Here is a 17762-nt window from a genome sequence, read left to right on the forward strand (position 1 = left end):
TTCCTACCTCCCATCCTCGTCTGAATAGTAAACCCACTTCTTCTGGCTGATAAATGCAACGGCCGTGAAGGTCATCACGATCAGGAACAGCAGCCAGGCCTGGGCGCTGGCCATACCCATCTCGTAGCTCTTGAACGCGTTGTTGTAAATCAGCATAGAGATCAGCATGGTGGCGTTTCTGGGGCCGCCCTGGGTGATGATGAAGGGGCCGTTGAACTCCTGGAACGCCTGGCACAGCTGGGTGACCAGATTGTAGAAGATCACCGGCGTGATGAGCGGCACCGTGATGCTGAAAAACTGTCTCCATTTTCCGGCTCCGTCAATGGAAGCCGCCTCGTACAGGTCCCCGGGAACGCCCTTTAAGGCGGCCAGGAAAATGACCATGGCGGAACCGAACTGCCAGACCCTCAAAAGGGAGATGACAAACAGGGCGTGGGGCGGACTGGCCAGCCAGTTGGGGCCCTCGATGCCAATGTAGCCCAGCAGCATGTTGATGATGCCGTCGTCCTTAAATACCGCTTTCCACAGTACCGCGATGGCGATGGACCCACCCAGGATCGAAGGGATGTAGTAGGCGGTTCGGAACAGGTTCACGCCCTTCAGCTTGAAGTTTAATATGTAAGCGATAAACAGAGCAAACACCAATTTGAGGGGAACCGTCATGAACGCATATTTCATAGTCACCACAAAGGCCTTTACAATTTTTTTGGTGTGGATGATCTCATCGTAGTTCATCAGGCCGAATTTCGATATCCCGTCGAACAGATGGTAATCCGTAAAGCTGTAAAACAAGGACGACCCAAAGGGGTACACTTTAAAAATAAGGAATCCAATCAGCCAGGGAAGGATAAAGAAGAACCCCTTGTTCTCCTTTATTACCTTTTTCATTCCTTTGCGGCCCGCGGGCTGAGCATTAACTGCCGCCTTTTTCATACCGTTCCCTCCTTCTCATAATTGCAGCGGTCTCCCCGCATGGCGCGAAGACCGCTGTGCTGCTCTTCATTCATTCTTTACTTCTGCAGGACTTTGTTGATCCCTTCGATCAGCACGTCGGAGGCCTCGTCGATGTCGTAGTCTCCGTAGCTCAAGCCTGCCATCACATCCCAGTAAACGCCTTCGTTGGTGGCCTTTAACGCGCTGGCCTCAAACTTGGGATCCAGAGGGAAGGACACATAGCTCAGCACCTTCTCGTTGGCTTCCGTGACGATCGGATCCAGAAGTCCCTGATCCTTGCAAATCTGCAAACCGGCTGCGGAGCAGGGGATTCCTCTCTCGGAGCCTACCGGCGCCACACCAGCCTCTTCGTTCAGCAGGAAGTTTACAAGCGCTGCGCACTCCGCCGGGTGCTTGGTGTTCTCAGAGATGCCGTAGCACATGGAAACCTTGGCAAATCCACCCTTGTAGTCGCCCATGTCGGCCAGCTCCTCGCCTACCACAAACTCCTGTCCTTCGTTCAAAGCGGCCTGCTGCTTGGGAGCCGCGGAATCCCACTCAAAGATGCCGGCGTACTTGCCTTCCATCCACTTGGGATTCTTGTCAAAGGAAGCTGCTCCGTCGCCTGCGATGGTGGCGATGGAGGGGATCACGTGCTGCTCTTCCAGGGACTGGATGAACTGCAGGCCGTCCTCGATCTCTTCCTTGGTGTACTGAAGCTGGTTGTTCTCAACCCAGGCCTTGCCGTACTTGGACTCCAGATAGTATACCATAAAAATGGTTCTGTCGTACTCATTCATTGCCAGGGGATAATAATCCTTGCCCAGCTTTTCCTCAAACACCTTGCCGGCCGCGGTCAGATCCGCCAGCGTCTTGGGCGTCTCAAGACCCGCCTTTTCATAGGTTGTTTTGTTCCAGTAGAAGATTCTTCCGGTCATGGAAATCGGCACGCCCTGCAGCTTGCCTGCAACGGTGCACTGGTCCAGATAGCCCTGGGAGAACTGGGTCAGATCCAGGATGTCGGAGAGTTTGTTCAGATCATAGAAGGCGCTTCCATCGGAGCTGAAGGAGGTAATCCAGTTCCAGTTGATCTGGTTAACGTCGGGTGCGGTTCCGGTTGCAAACTGCGAGGACATCTTATCCTCCCAGCCGTCCCATGCGGAGTAAGAGCTTTTTACCGTGATATTGGGATATTTCTCCATGAATGCGTCCACCGCCTTCAGGGTAGCCTCGTGTCTGGAGTCTCCGCCCCACCAGCTGAAGGTGATCTCAATGGGGTCCGTGGTATTGACCGCAAGGCCTTCCGCTGCCGCGGGCGCCGCCGTAGTCTCCTCGGCTGCCTGGGCCTCCGTCTCGGCCTTCGCCGTCTCTGTGGCCTCCGCAGTGGTCTCCGGCGCCTTGCCGCCTCCACACGCGGTTAAACTGGCTGCCATCACAGCCGCCATAGCTGCCGCCAGTACGCGATTCCATTTTTTCATAAATTTCTTCCTCCTTTTCATTTTTCCCGCATTCCTCTTCAGCTTTTGCAAAGGTTTGCAACTATTGATTTAAAATAATGCACATCTTCTATTTTTATGAATCATTTTTTGTGAATCATAGAACAAATGTGCATTGAATAACTTGTAATTTTATAATATCACTCTGTATTTCATCTGTCAACTGTACATTTTGACAGGTTTTATCACATATTTTTATCGATAGTGTACAATTCCTTTTTTTGTGTTTCTATGTTATGATGCAATAAATGCAAACGTTTGATTTTCATCCTTTTTAATCATCATCGAAGTCTGCTTACTATGGAAGAAGGAGTCATTTCAATGGAAATTTTAGACCGTTATATCAGCCAGCTACTGGAAAACAGCACCCCGGAATGCCCGGCCTGGTTCAAAGAGAAGCGGGAGGAGGGCTACGGCCTCAAATGGAACTACATTGACGGTTGTATGATCAAAGCGGTTCTGGAGCTTTATCATATGAACCAGGATACCAGCTACCTGGAATTCGCCGACGGCTTTATTGACCGTTTTGTCAATGAGGACGGTTCCATCGTCTCTTACCGCCCGGAGGACTACAACCTGGACAATGTCAACGCCGGAAAGACACTTTTCGACTTATACCACCTGACCGGAAAGGCGAAATACCGGAAGGGTATCGATCTTATTTACAGCCAGCTGCAAACCCAGCCCCGCACGAAGGGCGGAAATTTCTGGCACAAGCAGATTTACCCCAATCAGATCTGGCTGGACGGGCTTTACATGGCGCTTCCATTTTATATGCAGTACGAGGTGGAGTACAACGGAGGCAAAAACTGCGGGGATATCCTCAGGCAGTTCTGCAATGTGCGGGAGTACATGAGGGATCCGCGTAATGGTCTGTATTACCACGCTTACGACGATTCCCGCTCCGCCTTCTGGTGCGATCCGGTCACCGGCCTGTCCGACAGCTTCTGGCTCAGGGCGCTGGGCTGGTTCGCCATGGCGCTGGTGGACACCGCAGAGCTGATGACCGGTGAGCCCAGAAAACGGCTGAGCGCCATGTACCGGGAGCTGATCGACGCCATGCTGCCCTACCAGGATCAGGCGTCCGGCATGTGGTATCAGGTGGTTAACCGGGGCGGAATTGAGCCCAACTACCTGGAAACCTCCGGTTCCGCTATTTTCGCCTATGCGATCATGAAGAGCGCCCGGATCGGACTGCTCCCCCCGTCCTATTTCACTTTCGGGGAAAAGGCGTTTGACGGCATCTGCAGCCGGTATCTGTCGGTGGAGAACGGCGAACTGCAGCTGGATGGCATCTGCCTGGTGGCAGGTCTGGGAAATGTGGAGCGGCGGGAGGGAACCTTTGATTATTACATGCGGGAACCCATCGTAAAGAACGAGGCCAAGGGGGTGGCCCCGCTGGTGCTGGCTTATATCGAGCTGTTAAAGAAACATGAGCCGGTTTGAGTGATTGATTGAAAACGCCTGGAAGGCACGGCCTTCCAGGCGTTTTTTGTATGGGGTGTGTCTATTCCACGTTTTCAATGATTTCCACATTCTCCGCCTGAACCGGATCGCCGGCACAGCCCTTTATGTCCACGTTCTTCAGCGTCAGGAGGCGGACATTCCTTGCCACAATACCTGCCTTTGCCATGGGTTCCAGGCCGTCCATCATGGCGGGGATCTCAGGCTGGACCTGGGGAGCGTAGGAGACGGAGATATTTTCAAATTTCAGGTGTCCGATCTTTTGCTCCGGAAGCCCGTAGGCGCATACGGCGGCGTAGTGGGCGTTCTCGGCGTGGATGTCTTTAAAGCTCAGTTCCCGGATGCTGGGGGTGCGCTCGTCCACCGGCAGAGGCTCTTTGCTCTGAACGTATTCCGTTCTCCCGTCCGGATCGCAGAAGTAAAAGCAGTTGACCACAAAGGGGGTGAGAACGCCGTCCATCCGTATGTTCTCAAAGGTGACCCGGTCCACTACGCAGTCCTCCCCGCGGCCCCTCCTGGTCTTGATGCGCAGTCCGCGGTCCGTGTCCTTAAATATGCAGTCCCGGACAATCAGGTCCCGCACTCCCGCGCCGATCTCCGAGCCGATCACCACGCTGCCGTGGCCGTCGTTCATGGAACATTGGCGTATGGTAATGTGCTCGCTGGGCGTCCTGTAGGTCTTTCCCATGTAGATTTTCCCCGACTTGACGGCGATACAGTCGTCCCCCACGGAGAAATGGATACCCGCCAGTTCCACGTGGCGGCAGCTTTCCGGGTCCAGGCCGTCGGTGTTGTGGGAATCTTTGGGCGCCAGCACATTAAGGCCAAGGAAACGCAGGTGATTAGAAAAATATGGGTGTATGGTCCAGCTGGGCGAGTTTTTGACGGTCAGGCCCACCAGGGAAATGTTCTCGCACCCGTTCAGGAACACGGCTCTCGGCCTCCAGGCGATCTTCATCTCCTTGCAGTTATGCCACCAGTTTTCGTGGCTGGCATTGCCGTTTAAGGTTCCCTCACCGTAGATGTTTACATTTTTCACATGGACGCCCGTGATCAGGCCGCAGAACATTTTCTGGGGATCTCCCTCCCACGTGCCCAGGCAGTAATCCCCGGCTTGGTCGGTATAGGGCACCATGCCGGGGTAGAAGGGGAAACGCTCCCGGTCGGTGACGGCGGAGAGTTCCGCCCCTTTCTCCAATTCCAGGTTGATCCCGTCCTTTAAGAACAGGCAGACGAAGGAGTAGCGGCCCGACGGGATCAGGACGCGGCCCTGGGGCGGGCAGGCCATGATGGCGGACTGGATGGCCAGGGTGTCGTCCTTTATTCCGTCCCCCGCCGCGCCGAAATCCCGGACGTTTAAGGTCACAGACTCCGGTTCTGTGGTAAACCGGGCCTGAGCCACGACGCCGTCCCCAAGCCTGAGCTCGGCCAGATAGTCCGTGCTGGGCGACAGGCGGTATATGGGGGTGATCACCTTTTGGACCGGGCCGGCCGGCTCCCCGTTTAAAAACAGCTGATATGTTTCCTTTGTGGTGTAAATGCCTCCGTCGGCCGTTTCCAGCACGGCGCAGCGGCCTGCGGTGTAGATGACGTTAAACTCCATTGCGGTTCCCTCCAAACGTGGTGTGAATATACTTATTTTACCACGATTTGTTTCATGTTCCCAGCGGTTTTGCCCAGTATTTCAAATCGACGGCTGCCGCTTGATGATTTCAATCCGGTGATTTTTCCCGACCGATTTACACTGCGCCGGGCTGATGGCCGGATAATGTTCCTCCGCCGTGCCCGTCCCGTGGCAGGGCCCGGATTTTCAGTTCAATCATGGTCCCGCGGCCCGGGCGGCTTAGGAGACGTATTTTGTAATCCCCTCCATAGATCAATTCCAGGCGTTTATGGGTGTTCAGCAGGCCGATGTGCACGCCTTCCTGGGTGTCCTCCCCCTCCAGCCGCTTTTTCAGCTGTTCCAGACGCTCCCGGTCCATGCCCAGGCCGTTGTCCAGCACGGTAATCGCCACCCAGCCGTCCCTGGCGCCGATCTTGATCTTGATGGTGGAATGGCCCGCCTTGTCCCGGATGCCGTGGTAGATGCTGTTCTCAATCAGGGGCTGGATGATCAGCTTTGGCACCATCACCGCCTCCATGGGCGCCCACACGTCCCAGATTACGTCGAACTGGTTTTTGTAGCGCTGCACCTGTATATCCAGGTAACACCGGGTGATATTCACTTCCTCCTTGAGCGGAACCAGCTCCTGGCTGGATTCCAGGGAATAGTGGAGGATTTCAGACAGGTTTTCCAGCATCTCCGTGGCCGGATTGGGGCCCTGGGTCAGGGAAATGCACCGCCAGTATACGGTCTGCAGCGTGTTCATGAGAAAATGGGGGTTGATCTGGGACTGCAGGGCCATCAGCTCCATGGCCTTTAACTTGTATCTGCGCTCCGAGAGCTGGACCTGCAGGAAATCATTTTGCAGGAAGGTTTCCACGATATTGTAGAGAATGTAATTGTAGACGTCGGTGGTCCGCTGCGACAGCGCCGGAAGTTCCTGGCCGTGGGTCGCCTTGTCGAAAATGTCCACGATCCCCATCAGGGACTTATAATTCTTGCGGGCAAAGAAATAGGACGTGGCCGTGCTTAAAAAGAGCGCAAGGCAGATCAGCCCGGCGGCCATACGGGTCAGCCGGTTGGGAACCTGGTAGGCCACCTCTCCGGGGACCGCCAGGCAGTAGTTCCACCCCAGATCCCCGGACTCCTGCCGGTAGACCCGGTAGGTTCCCTGCCCTGTAATCCGGGCCTCCTGCGCGTTTCCAGCCGCCAGAATGGACTCCGCGCGCTCTGAACCCGCCTGCCGGTTGCGGAAAATCACGCGCCCTTCCCCGTCCGTGACGAAAAACAGGTGGTTCTCCTCGCCCACCAGTTCGTTTAGGGTGCGGTTGACATGATCGCCCCGCACGTTCAGCACAATCACACCCTCCGGGGTCCGTTTCCCCGGCGAGAATATCTTGCGATAGATGGTGAATATCTCCCGGGTGGAGCCTGCGAAGTTATAGGGATCGATCTGCCGGAATTCGCTCCACGTCTGTTCCGGGCCGCCGATGTGGGCCTGGTAGCTGTCGTACCAGTCCTGGTCGAAGAAATAGTCCAGGTTGGTGATGCGGTTGTTGCTGCTGATGAACTGGCGGCCCGCGTTGTTAAAATAGATGTAAATGGACTCCACCGCCGTGTTGGCGTTGTAGGAGCCGTACAGCAGGTCCATGATGGTGTTGATCTCGTCGTAGGTATTGGCCGGAATCCCGTCCCTGCATTTGCTGATCATGTTTTTTAGGCGAAACTGGATGCTGGGGTTGTTGCTGAGGTTCATGTTCAGCCAGTCCAGCTCGCTCATCATGGCGTCGATTCTGGTCCGGTGGCTCTCCAGCCGGTCCTCGTAGCGCTCGTCGATGCCCTGGCGCATGTACCGGTTCAGGGTGATGCCCGAGAGCGTGCCCAGAATCAGGATCGGGATCATCACCGGCACGATGAAAAAGGACAGGGTCTTGCGGAAAAATTTCATTTTCATGGCAATGTCCTCCCTGTCCTGATTACAGCCCCTGCTTCATGCGCCGGTAGTCCTTTGGGTTGCACTGGTAATACTGCCGGAACGCCCGGGTGAAGCTGTTGGGATTGGTGTATCCCACCGCCTCCGCCACCTCCTTCACGTTCTGTCCACCGCGCTCCAGCAGGCTGGCGGCGGCTTCCATTTTCACCCGCTGCACATAGTCGGAAAACTTTTCCCCGGTCTGCTGCTTGAAAAATGTGCTCAGATAGTAGGGATTCAGGTGGACGTACTCCGCCACCCCGTCCAGCGTGACCTCCGCATAGTGGGTGCGGATATATTTCTTCACACTGGAAATCACGGACCGCCCGGCGTCCGGCAGATTTTCCTCCCGCCGCTCCGCCGCCGCGCTGTGATCCAGCTCCGCGGTGATGCGGGAAAATACCTCGTAGATCTGGGAATATTTGGTAGGTTTCAGGATATAGTCCTTTACCCCCAAAAGCAGGCCCTTCTTGGCGTACTCGAATTCCCGGTAGCCGCTGAGGATCACGTAACAGGTGGACGGGGACACCGCCTTGGCCTTCTCGATCAGCTCCAGACCGTCCATAAACGGCATACGGATGTCCGTCAGCACGATGTCCACCGGATGGGCCTTCAGATAGGCAAAAGCCGTCCGCCCGTTCTCAAAGATTCCGGTCACCCGGATATTTAAGCTCTCCCAGGGGAAATAGTTGCTGATTCCCTCCCGCAGCTCCGCCTCGTCGTCCACCACGATCATCTGATACATACGCCCGCCCCTTTATCCTATGTCATGAGACTATTATAATACCTGCGCTTTGCCGCGCGCAAGCTTTCGTGTTTTCCATCATTTTCCATTAATGCCGTCCTCGGTTATTTTGCGGTTTTACCCCCGTCCACCACCAGGAGCGCGCCGGTCACGAAGTCCGAGGCCGCGGAGGAGAGATACAGGGCCGTGCCCATGTAGTCCTCCGCGCGGGCCAGCCGCCCCAGGGGGTGGTTGGCCCGCGCCCGCTCCCTGGCCTGGGGATTCTCCCGGTAATAGTCCTCCGTAAAACGCGTCTCCGTGGCCGTGGGCGCGATGGCGTTCACGTTGATCCCCCAGGGCGCAAGCTCCAGAGCCAGGGTTTTCATCATCATCACCACCCCCGCCTTACTGGCGCTGTAGGCCCCGAAGTTGACGCCCGCCCGGTAAGCGCCGGTGGACACGATAAAGGTCATTTTCCCGCCGCGTCCCTGCCGGGTCATCAGCTCCCCCACCTGCTTTCCCATGTGGTAGGCTCCGTTTAGGTTTACGGTGAGAATGTGGTTCCACTCCTCCTCGGTCATGTCCAACAGCTGTTTGCGGTTGGTGACGGCTGCGCTGTGGATCAGAATGTCCACGCCGCCGTTATCCCGGGCCTGCTCCAAAAGTTTTTCCACGGACCGCAAGTCTGCCACGTCGCAGACCGCTGTGACACAGCGGCCCCCGGACGTTCCGTTTTCCCGCCGGATCTCCTCCGCCGCCTCGTCCAGCCGCCCGCCGTCGATATCTGACAAGATCAGGTCCGCCCCCGCGGCCGCCAGGGCTTTGGCGCAGGCCAGGCCGATTCCCCCGGCGCCGCCGGTGACCAGGGCGGTTTTCCCGTCCACCCGAAACATTTCCTCAACCGTTCTCATCTGTCTCCTCCCCTCTCAAATCCCGGTACAGGCAGCGCATCCGGTCCCCGTCCATCAGCGTGTACACCGTGTGGGGCATGTAATCCGTCTCCACAGCCATCCGGCGCAGCCTGATCTCCCAGTCCGCCAGGGCTTCCACCGCCTGGCGGCGTTTCCAACAGATCGCCCGGTAATATTCGGAGTTCCGGTCCTCCTTCGTCTCCCGCACGTACCGGGTGAGCATCAGGGCGTTCACTGCCGCCGCGTACATTTTTGCGTATTCGCGGTGGATCGCAAACCGCTGCGCCAGTTCTCCGGCTTTTTCGGGCCGGATCCCCGCCGGAGGCTCCTGGGAAATGGCGCATAAGGCGGCGATGCGCTCCACCGCGTCCTTTTTCTCCTCCAAGGCCGCCTCCAGGTGTTCCCGGTCCGGCGCCAGGGCGTCCGCCTTGGAGGGATCCCAGGCCTTCAGCGAGTTTTTCTCCTCCGCCAGCCAGAACGCGTGGGCGAAGGAAACGGGCATCAGGCTGGAATCCGAGAACACGCAGCCCTGCACGTACAGCATCCGTCTGGTGGCCTCCCAGGTCCCGCCCATGAGACGGCCGAACCACCGGGCGGCCTCGTCGGTTTCCTCCGGCGTAAGGCCGTCCTTCAGCCAGTTTTCAGACCGCAGAAACCGCAGGTAAATGTCCCGGTCCAACACGCCAGGATCGGCCGCCAGCATGGCTCCGGCGTAGAGGTTGATCCGGTTGGGCGTTCCAAAGGCTGTGTGGCCGTCCAGGCTCTCCCAGTCCGTGCGGATCACCACGCCGGTGGCGCCCTTTTTCCTGGCGTAGCCCATTCTTCGGCGGTAATCCCCGGTTAAGTCCGCCATGGCTACGCCCCAGCCGAAATACTGGCCCATGGCGTCGTACTCAATCCACTGCCGGTGATTTCCCACATTCCCGATCCGGCTGTTGTCCGGGAACGTGGGGTAATAGTCGTGGGGCGTATTTTTCAGGGAAATGACCACGTCCTCCGGAAGCCGCTCCATCACCCCCGCAATCTCGCCGTGGGCCTGGGGATCGAACACGAAGTCCCGCACCACCAGGGTTTTCCCCGCCTCGTGGATGGGGGCGTACATGGCCCGCAGCACATTGTCGAACCATTCCTCCTTCCGGGCGTCACGGCAGCGCTCACACTGGCAGCGGTTGGATTTGATGGAAACGCGGCTCTCGCCGGTGGCCGGGGCGGTGATGATTCCCGCCACCTCGGGAAATTCCCGGAAAAAGTCCCGGTATTTCACCTGGAGGAATTCCAGCCAGAAGGGGTCTGTGGCACAGATGTGGCCGTCGTGGACCAGATTGGGATAAAATTCCAGCAGAATGTCGGGGAAATATAGCTCCTTATTCTCGATGTACACGTCGATGCCCCGGCGTTTGGCCTGCTCCAGCACCCGTTTTAAGAACGCCCGGCGCTGGTAGGGGCCGGAACGCCTGGTGGGGGTATACCGGTAGAGCTTGCGGAATATGTGGCTGTAGGTCTCAAAGATCGTGTCCCCGGCATTTTCCTCGTACCCGAAGTATTTTCCCGGGTAAATGATCAGGTCGATAAAATCATTGCGGTGGAGAACCAGGGTGTTGAAGTCCAGGTCCTTCATAAAATCCATAGTTTTGATGATCCAGTTGTAATCCCAGGCGTACTGGCTGTGCAGCTCCAGCGCCCGCACCTCAAAGCTTTGATTCTGTCCGTCCATTTCCATCATCCTTTCAGTCCCGTGTTGGCCACGCCTTCCACAAAGTATTTCTGGCAGAGGAAGAACAGGGCCACTGGGGGAACCATAGCCAGAACCGACATTGCCATGGTCTGGTTCCAGCTCACCGTGTCCGTCACGTCCAGAGCCATGCGCAGGGCCAGGGACAGGGGGTATTTTTTCACGCTGCTGATGTAGATTAAGGGGTTCAGGAAGTCGTTCCAGCGCCATACGAACTGGAAAATCACGCAGGAGACCAGGGCGGGCTTGCACAGTGGCAGAATGATGTTCACCAGGGTGCCCCAGGGGCCGCAGCCGTCGATGCGCGCCGCCTCGTCCAGCTCTCTGGGAATCCCGCGGATAAACTGAACCAGCATAAATATAAAGAAGGAATAGGTGGCAAATGCAGCCGGCACGATGAATGGCAGGTAGGTATTCAGCCAGCCCAACTTGTTGAACAGCATGTACCGTGGAATGATAATCACTTCCGTAGGCAGCATGAGGGAGGCGATCACCAGGGTGAACAGCAGGCCCTTGCCCTTGAACCGGAACCGGGCAAAGCCGTAGGCCACCGGCAGGCTGGAGGCCACTGTCAGAAGTACGGTGGGAATCACCATGACAAAGGTGTTGGCGAAGTAGGTGGCAAAGGTGTACTGGCCGCTGCTCTGCCAGCCTTTGGAGTAGCCGTCCCACAGAATCTCGGTGGGCATCAGGGACAGGGAGCTGAAAATCTCCCGGTTGGTCTTGAAGGACGCGGAGATCATCCAAAGCAGGGGGTAGACCATCACGATTCCGATGACGGTCAGCAGGCCGTAAGTGATCACAAGTCTGTGCGCGCGTTTCATCAGAATTCACCTCCGTCCTCGTAGAACGTCCAGTAGGGGGACGATTTGAATGTGAGGGCCGTGAACACCAGGATGATCATGAACAGCACCCAGGACTGGGCCGACGCGTAGCCCATTTTGGAGTGCTGGAAGGCGTTCTCGTAGACCATCATGCCGTACAGGTAGGTGGAGTTTAAGGGTCCGCCCTTGGTGATCAGAAACGGGGCGTTAAACTCCTTGAAGGCGTTGATCATCTGCATGATCAGGTTGAAAAAGATGGTGGGCGTGAGCAGCGGCAGGGTGATGGTGAAAAACGTGCGAATCCGCCCCGCTCCGTCCACCCGGGCTGCCTCGCAGAGCTCCGCGGGCACGTTTTTTAACGCCGCCAGAAAAAGCACCATGGAGGAGCCGAACTGCCAGACCACCAGAAGCCCCATGGTCACCAACGCCAGGTTGGGGCTTCCCAGCCAGTCCAGGGCCGGGATATGCAGGTGGGCCAGAAAGGTGTTTACGGTTCCGTTTTTGCTGAACAGGAACTTCCACAGGATCGAGATGGCCACGGAGCCGCCCAGAATGGAGGGCAGGTAGTAAACGGTCCGGTAGAAATTGATGCATTTCAGCTTCATATTTAAGATCATGGCGATGATTAGGGCAAATACCAGCTTGCCCGGCACCGCGATCAGCACGTATTTCACCGTGGCCCAGAGGGACTTGTAGAACACCCGGTCCCGGGTAAACATCTGGATGTAATTTTTAAAGCCCACGAATTTCATGGACTTTAACAGCGAGAAATCCGTGAAGGAATACACAAAGGACGCCACAAAGGGATACAGTTGGAATATCAGAAATCCAATGATCCAGGGCAGTATAAACAGGTACGCCACAGGCTGGTGATCTGTCCGTTTCATCTTATCATCTCCTAATCGTCGGGGTGGTGCGGTTGAATGATTGGTGTACAAGGGGTGGCCCGCTGGAGACTCCGCGTAGGGTAATGGGCGGCCCGGCAGGGCCGTGGCGCGGGCGGGTCCGTGGCGCGGGTGGGTCCGTGGCGCGGGCAGGGCCTTGGTGCGGGCAGGGCCGTGGCGCGGACAGGTCCGTGGCTCAGGCAGGACCGTGGCACAGGCAGGTCCGTGGCTCAGGCAGGGCCCTGGCGCGGGCCGCTGGCGGCCGTCCCGGCAACATGTCTCGTTCAACAGGAAGGGGCATTGCGTCCGTTTGATCGATCCGGCAATACCCCTTGGCAATTTTGTCTCTATTTTACAGGTTACGCACTGCGGGGCCGCGGCTTCAGCCTCACGGTTTGATGGTTTCCAACAGTGCTTCCAGCTCGGACCGGAATTCGGCCGCCGCTTCCTCCGGGGTCATCTGAAGGTAGCCGACCTCCTGGATGTAGTCTTTTAAGAGCACCAGAACCTCCGAATTCAGGCTGGGTCCGTTCTCCGCTGCTCCGGCTCCGCTGAGGGCCTGGGCCACCATGGTGGAGACCTTTCCGTCAATAACGCCTTCCTCCACCAGCTGCTCCTTGGCCGTCTCGTTGGCCGGAATTCCACGTGTATCCTTGAGAACGGAGATGGCTTCCGGATCATTCAGCATATAGTTGATAAAGTCCGCTGCCACATCCGGGTGCTTGCTGTTGGCCGAGATGGTGAGGAACACCGACGGGGTCACCAGGATTCCGGGATCCACGGCGTCCTTTGCCACCGGGTAGCGCAGGGTCGCCAGCTCGAAGTCGCTGGCCTTGGCGATGCCGGGCACCAGAGAGGAGGAAGTGGGGAAAATTCCCAAATCCTGGTTCAGCCAGTTGGGATTCTGATCCGCGTACACGGTCTCGTAGAGCACGCCCTCTGCAAAGGGAGGCACGGTCCCGGTCTCCACCAGTTGTCTCTCATAGTCGAATATCTTCGCCATCTCCTCGGCGGTAAAGCCCGGGGTGTAGTCGTCCTTCACCAGGTTCTGGCCGTTCATCTGTTTTAAGATCGCCTTGACCATGTAGACCCAGTGATCCGCGTGATTGTACATGAGGTGCTTGGAGGGGTCCTGTTCCTGCACCTTTTTTCCGTTCTCCAGCACGGTCTCCCAGGTCCAGTCGTCGCTTGGCTCAACACCGTACTGTTTTAAAAATTCCACGTTGTACAGATAACCCATGCCGTTGATTCCCACCGGAAGGCCGATCAGGTAATCGCCCTTTGCCCCGTATATTTTCGCAAAATCCATGTCAAATCCGCTCATGTCGATCTGATCCGTCAGGCTGTTCATGTCCACGAACAGTTCGCCCTGGGCGGTGAGGTCGCTGACCCACTTATAGTCCACGGAAATGATGTCCGGCTCCGTTCCCCCGCCCAACTGGGTCTGAAGCTTCTGATAAAATGAGTCAAACGCCCCGTATTCCCCCTCAATGGTGACGTTTGGGTGCTTTTCCATGTACATGTCCATCACCTTTAAGGTCGCTTCGTGGCGGGTATCGGCTCCCCACCAGGAAAAACGGATCGTCACCTTCTCATCGGAGGCGGTTTTCGCTGCCTCCTCCTTACCCGGTGCGGACTCAGCCGCGGCACCGGAGGTCCCGGAATCCGCAGCCTGTGTCCCGGAAGGCGCTTTTGTTTCCCCGCCTCCCCCGGAAGAACAGGCCGACAGACCCGCCGCCATGGCTGCCGCAATCAAAAGCGCAGTTGCCTTTTTCATATTTTTTCTCATCTGATACCTCTCCCTGTCTGTTTTTGTGGAGGCCGGCACACCCTCATGCCGGCCGGTTGCGATTCACGTTGGCCTCGGTGAAATGTTCTGTTACGTTCTGTTTTTATTTTATCATTTGCCGCCCGGGCTTGTACATCGACATGTTTTTAGATTGTATGCATTTGTTGGGGCAGGGCCCGCTTTGTTTTTAGATTTCCATAATAATTGACCGTTTGTCTTTCATGATTTCCTAATAATTTTTATCTTTTTTTCATGGAACGTCCATATTTTCCTCACATTTTTCCGGTATGATAATACATGTAAAGCAAAGAAAGCTTTTTCATACTCATATCGGACGGGTAAAACCGTCCGACCCCCCTATCAACATTTTCTTTTTTACAAACTATAATATACCTACCATTCCCACGCAGGTGCTGAGCCTGCGAAAGAAAGAGATAAAGGCGAGCAATACCGTGATCCCACACGGCGAGCCTTTATCTCTTTTTTTGTCGTGCAATTAAGCCTCTCCCGGCAACTCCTCATACTTTCCCTTATTGGAAGTATAATCAACTCGTAATGCAATTAGGAATTTCAAAAAGTATTTCAAAAAGAAAAAGGAGAGTGCATTAATTATGAGAAAGCAGACAAAATTAGTTGCTGTATTATCCACAGCAGCACTGCTCGCCATTGGTGCATCCATGACCTCTTTTGCGGCTCAGGGTTGGGCTGAGGAAGATGGGACTTGGGTTTATTATGACAAGAATGGCGATCGGGTGACGGATTCCTGGAAGAAATCAGGCGATAACTGGTTCTGGCTGGACGACAGCGGCGAGATGGCAACCGATATGCTGATCGAGGATGACGACGACTATTACTATGTAGATGCCAACGGCGCCATGGTTCGCAATCAGTGGGTAGCCATTGAGAACGAGGACGCTGGCGAAGAAGATGAGCCGGATCATTACTGGTACTATTTCCAGTCCAATGGTAAGGCTTACAAGAGAAGCGATTCCGCAACCACCATTTCCGCTAAAACCATTAATGGTAAAAAGTATGCCTTTGATACCGACGGTAAGATGCTGTTTGGATGGGTCAACTCCTCCTTCGAGAGAGATGACGAGGATGACGCCTGGCAGACCTGCGATTATTATTTTGGCGGCGAGGACGACGGCGCAATGGTTGTAAACAATTTTGCTCTGATCTCCATTACCGACGAGGACGCCGACGACGCTCAGCCCGGTGATGATTTCTGGGATGAGGAGCAGGACAGATACTTCTACTTTAAGGCCTCCGGCAAAAAGCAGGGCGAGCACAAAGGAAAGAATATCAATGGCAGAAAATATGGCTTTGATAAATATGGCCGTATGATCGCTTCCTGGAGTACGACTTTAAGCCCGGTTGACAAGAGCCACACCGCAGTAAATACTGCAACCGACAGCGACGGCAACCCCATTATCTCCACTCAGGGAAGCGCTACCTACAGCAGTTCCTTTATGTACTACAGCAGCCCCGAGGACGGCGCCCGTTATTCCAAGAACTGGTTCAAGGTGGTACCTGGCTATTATCTGCATCAGGATAAATACGAGGAAGATGCTGAGTATTGGTATTATGCAGATTCCGACGGCAATCTTTACACCAACACCATCGAGCGTTACAAAGGCAAAAAGTATGCATTTGACGAGTATGGCCGCATGATCAGCGGACTTGCTCTTCTGCGGATGGAGGATGGCAGCAATACCGCGATTGCGGAGAAGATCGCCAGTGACGACCCCACATTCCCCTATGAGAATGAGGACGAATTCAATACAACCGTTGCCAAGCTCACTGACAGCGGCGACTTGCAGAAGGGAAACTACGCCTTCTACTACTTCGGCAGTTCTGAAGACGGCGCAATGAAGACCGGCAAGCAGACTATTTCCCTGGATGGGGATACCGCTACCTTCAAGTTCAAGACCACCAGCAGCGACAAGGGCGTGGGCATCACCGGCTTGGACGACAAGAAATACTATGTCGGCGGTAAACTGATCAAGGCGGATAAGGAAGATAAGTATGACATTGTTCTGACTAAGGACGATGTGGTACTGGGCGATACCGATGACGGCACAGTCCGCTTTGATATCAAGCAGTTCATCAAAGAGTTCGGCGGAGTGCTGCAGGAGAAAGACGACAAGGAATACAAGAAAGATCAGGACACCTGGGTATTCAAGACCGACAAGACCAAAAACTGCCGCGTAATCAACGCTTCCGGTACGGTTGCCAAGGGCAAGACCGTTAAGGATGGCGACGGCTACAAGATCACCGTTGACAGCAACTATGCTATCACCAAGATCGTTCTCGAGGACTAATCCATAGGTCCGTCAGAAAATTCTAATTGCTAAAAATGCGCTGCACCATAACCGTAAAACCGTTATGGTGCAGTTCTTTTATCTCCCCCTTGCGCCAACACTCCCTCTGTCGTAAAATCGAAAAAAAAGGAGTAATTTAATATGGGTACGCCATCTTTTTGTGATTTCCCGTCCTCTCCTGTCCTACCAGCCGGGGATCTGACTGCGCTGCTCGACGCGTTCCGACGGTATATGGCTGCAAACAATCTGTCGGACAATACCATCTCGGCCTACCTCTACGGCGTAAAAGCCTTTTTCTCCCGCTACCCCGTGCTGGACCAGAATAATGTGAGCCTCTACAAAGTTTCCCTGATGGAGCGCTACCGCCCCCAGACCGTCAACATGCGCATCCGGGCGCTGAACTGTTTTCTGAAATCACAGGATATCCACGACTACAAAATCCCCTCCGTCCGCCTCCAGCAAAAATCTTTCATCGACCACGTCATCAGCCAGGCGGACTATGAATATCTGAAAAACAGGCTGTGGGAGGATGAGCAGTACACCTTCTATTTTATTGTGCGCTTCATTGCCGCCACCGGTGTGCGGGTCAGCGAGCTGGTGGCACTGGTTTTTACGGACGTGCAGGTGGGTTACCGGGACCTCTACTCCAAGGGAAATAAGACCCGGCGGATTTACATCCCCTCCTCCCTCCAAAAAAAGTGCCTGGACTGGCTGGCGGCGGAGGGACGGCGAGACGGCCCTCTTTTTATCAGCCGCCTTGGCCGCCCCATGACCGTTTCCGGAATCCGCAAACAGCTCAAAACCTTTGCCATCCGGTATCACCTGGACCCGGAAGTCATGTATCCCCACTCCTTCCGCCACCGCTTCGCCAAAAATTTTATCGAAAACGGCGGCGATATTGCATTTCTCTCAGACCTTCTTGGGCATGATAGCATAGAGACCACCCACATTTACCTGCGGCGGACCAGTACGGAGCAGGCTATTCTTTTCAACCGGGTCGTAGACTGGTGAGTTCTGCCCCGCCCGCGGTCATACGTTGCTTTTTTGGCCAAAACACAGTATGATAATAACAGCATTTTCAATCGACTGAGTAAAGGAAGAATCGA

At 55.4% G+C, this 17762-nt stretch carries 13 protein-coding genes; 3 read left to right on the top strand and 10 right to left on the bottom strand.

The window, feature by feature from the left end; translation table 11 throughout:
* Positions 1-3: 3 nt before the first annotated feature.
* Both ACK2JC_RS09605 and ACK2JC_RS09610 read right to left on the bottom strand, forming a co-directional pair.
* Positions 4-876 carry a carbohydrate ABC transporter permease gene (locus ACK2JC_RS09605; protein WP_408608742.1) on the bottom strand — a complete coding sequence of 291 codons (873 nt, stop codon included), beginning with the start codon at positions 874-876 and terminating at the stop codon, positions 4-6.
* Between the two features lie 134 nt (positions 877-1010).
* Positions 1011-2411 (bottom strand): ABC transporter substrate-binding protein, encoded by a 1401-nt coding sequence (locus tag ACK2JC_RS09610; RefSeq protein ID WP_320938496.1) that lies wholly within the window; start codon positions 2409-2411, stop codon positions 1011-1013.
* Positions 2412-2750: 339 nt separating this feature from the next.
* Here ACK2JC_RS09610 and ACK2JC_RS09615 point away from each other — a divergent pair, with 339 nt between their 5' ends.
* Positions 2751-3875, top strand: a complete 1125-nt coding sequence (locus ACK2JC_RS09615) for a glycoside hydrolase family 105 protein (protein WP_320938497.1) — start codon at positions 2751-2753, stop codon at positions 3873-3875.
* Positions 3876-3936: 61 nt separating this feature from the next.
* Here ACK2JC_RS09615 and ACK2JC_RS09620 read toward each other — a convergent pair whose 3' ends face one another.
* From ACK2JC_RS09620 to ACK2JC_RS09655, 8 genes are all read right to left on the bottom strand, one after another.
* Positions 3937-5496, bottom strand: a complete 1560-nt coding sequence (locus ACK2JC_RS09620; RefSeq protein WP_320938498.1) for a glycoside hydrolase family 28 protein — start codon at positions 5494-5496, stop codon at positions 3937-3939.
* Positions 5497-5632: 136 nt separating this feature from the next.
* Positions 5633-7450, bottom strand: a complete 1818-nt coding sequence (locus tag ACK2JC_RS09625; RefSeq protein ID WP_320938499.1) for a sensor histidine kinase — start codon at positions 7448-7450, stop codon at positions 5633-5635.
* 22 nt (positions 7451-7472) lie between these two features.
* Positions 7473-8213, bottom strand: coding sequence for a helix-turn-helix domain-containing protein (locus tag ACK2JC_RS09630; protein WP_092371067.1), 741 nt, complete (start codon positions 8211-8213; stop codon positions 7473-7475).
* A gap of 104 nt (positions 8214-8317) precedes the next feature.
* Positions 8318-9103 (bottom strand): SDR family NAD(P)-dependent oxidoreductase, encoded by a 786-nt coding sequence (locus ACK2JC_RS09635; RefSeq protein ID WP_118756875.1) that lies wholly within the window; start codon positions 9101-9103, stop codon positions 8318-8320.
* Positions 9090-10817 carry a hypothetical protein gene (locus ACK2JC_RS09640; protein ID WP_320938500.1) on the bottom strand — a complete coding sequence of 576 codons (1728 nt, stop codon included), beginning with the start codon at positions 10815-10817 and terminating at the stop codon, positions 9090-9092. The genes ACK2JC_RS09635 and ACK2JC_RS09640 overlap by 14 nt, the downstream gene beginning before the upstream one ends.
* A gap of 5 nt (positions 10818-10822) precedes the next feature.
* On the bottom strand, positions 10823-11659 hold the full coding sequence (locus ACK2JC_RS09645; protein ID WP_320938501.1) for a carbohydrate ABC transporter permease: 837 nt from the start codon (positions 11657-11659) through the stop codon (positions 10823-10825).
* Positions 11659-12546: a carbohydrate ABC transporter permease gene (locus ACK2JC_RS09650; protein WP_092371054.1), complete on the bottom strand. Its 888-nt coding sequence runs from the start codon at positions 12544-12546 to the stop codon at positions 11659-11661. The genes ACK2JC_RS09645 and ACK2JC_RS09650 overlap by 1 nt, the downstream gene beginning before the upstream one ends.
* Before the next feature lie 385 nt (positions 12547-12931).
* Complete coding sequence (locus tag ACK2JC_RS09655; RefSeq protein WP_227170139.1) at positions 12932-14332, bottom strand: ABC transporter substrate-binding protein; 1401 nt, start codon at positions 14330-14332, stop codon at positions 12932-12934.
* Positions 14333-14943: 611 nt separating this feature from the next.
* Here ACK2JC_RS09655 and ACK2JC_RS09660 point away from each other — a divergent pair.
* Together ACK2JC_RS09660 and ACK2JC_RS09665 are read left to right on the top strand one after the other, a co-directional pair.
* A complete protein-coding gene (locus tag ACK2JC_RS09660) occupies positions 14944-16656 on the top strand; it encodes a cell wall-binding protein (protein WP_118756871.1) in 1713 nt (570 codons plus the stop codon).
* Positions 16657-16887: 231 nt separating this feature from the next.
* Positions 16888-17667: a tyrosine-type recombinase/integrase gene (locus ACK2JC_RS09665; RefSeq protein ID WP_166445827.1), complete on the top strand. Its 780-nt coding sequence runs from the start codon at positions 16888-16890 to the stop codon at positions 17665-17667.
* Positions 17668-17762 lie beyond the last annotated feature (95 nt).

Source organism: Enterocloster lavalensis (assembly GCF_046603895.1).
Taxonomy (GTDB): Bacteria; Bacillota; Clostridia; order Lachnospirales; family Lachnospiraceae; genus Enterocloster; species Enterocloster lavalensis.

Excerpts from the sequence above, each read along its gene's own strand:
- ACK2JC_RS09610 (WP_320938496.1), bottom strand. The coding sequence starts at position 2,411 with ATGAAAAAATGGAATCGCGTACTGGCGGCAGCTATGGCGGCTGTGATG.
- ACK2JC_RS09615 (WP_320938497.1), top strand. The coding sequence starts at position 2,751 with ATGGAAATTTTAGACCGTTATATCAGCCAGCTACTGGAAAACAGCACC.
- ACK2JC_RS09620 (WP_320938498.1), bottom strand. The coding sequence starts at position 5,496 with ATGGAGTTTAACGTCATCTACACCGCAGGCCGCTGCGCCGTGCTGGAA.
- ACK2JC_RS09625 (WP_320938499.1), bottom strand. The coding sequence starts at position 7,450 with ATGAAAATGAAATTTTTCCGCAAGACCCTGTCCTTTTTCATCGTGCCG.
- ACK2JC_RS09630 (WP_092371067.1), bottom strand. The coding sequence starts at position 8,213 with ATGTATCAGATGATCGTGGTGGACGACGAGGCGGAGCTGCGGGAGGGA.
- ACK2JC_RS09635 (WP_118756875.1), bottom strand. The coding sequence starts at position 9,103 with ATGAGAACGGTTGAGGAAATGTTTCGGGTGGACGGGAAAACCGCCCTG.
- ACK2JC_RS09640 (WP_320938500.1), bottom strand. The coding sequence starts at position 10,817 with ATGGACGGACAGAATCAAAGCTTTGAGGTGCGGGCGCTGGAGCTGCAC.
- ACK2JC_RS09645 (WP_320938501.1), bottom strand. The coding sequence starts at position 11,659 with ATGAAACGCGCGCACAGACTTGTGATCACTTACGGCCTGCTGACCGTC.
- ACK2JC_RS09650 (WP_092371054.1), bottom strand. The coding sequence starts at position 12,546 with ATGAAACGGACAGATCACCAGCCTGTGGCGTACCTGTTTATACTGCCC.
- ACK2JC_RS09655 (WP_227170139.1), bottom strand. The coding sequence starts at position 14,332 with ATGAGAAAAAATATGAAAAAGGCAACTGCGCTTTTGATTGCGGCAGCC.
- ACK2JC_RS09660 (WP_118756871.1), top strand. The coding sequence starts at position 14,944 with ATGAGAAAGCAGACAAAATTAGTTGCTGTATTATCCACAGCAGCACTG.
- ACK2JC_RS09665 (WP_166445827.1), top strand. The coding sequence starts at position 16,888 with ATGGCTGCAAACAATCTGTCGGACAATACCATCTCGGCCTACCTCTAC.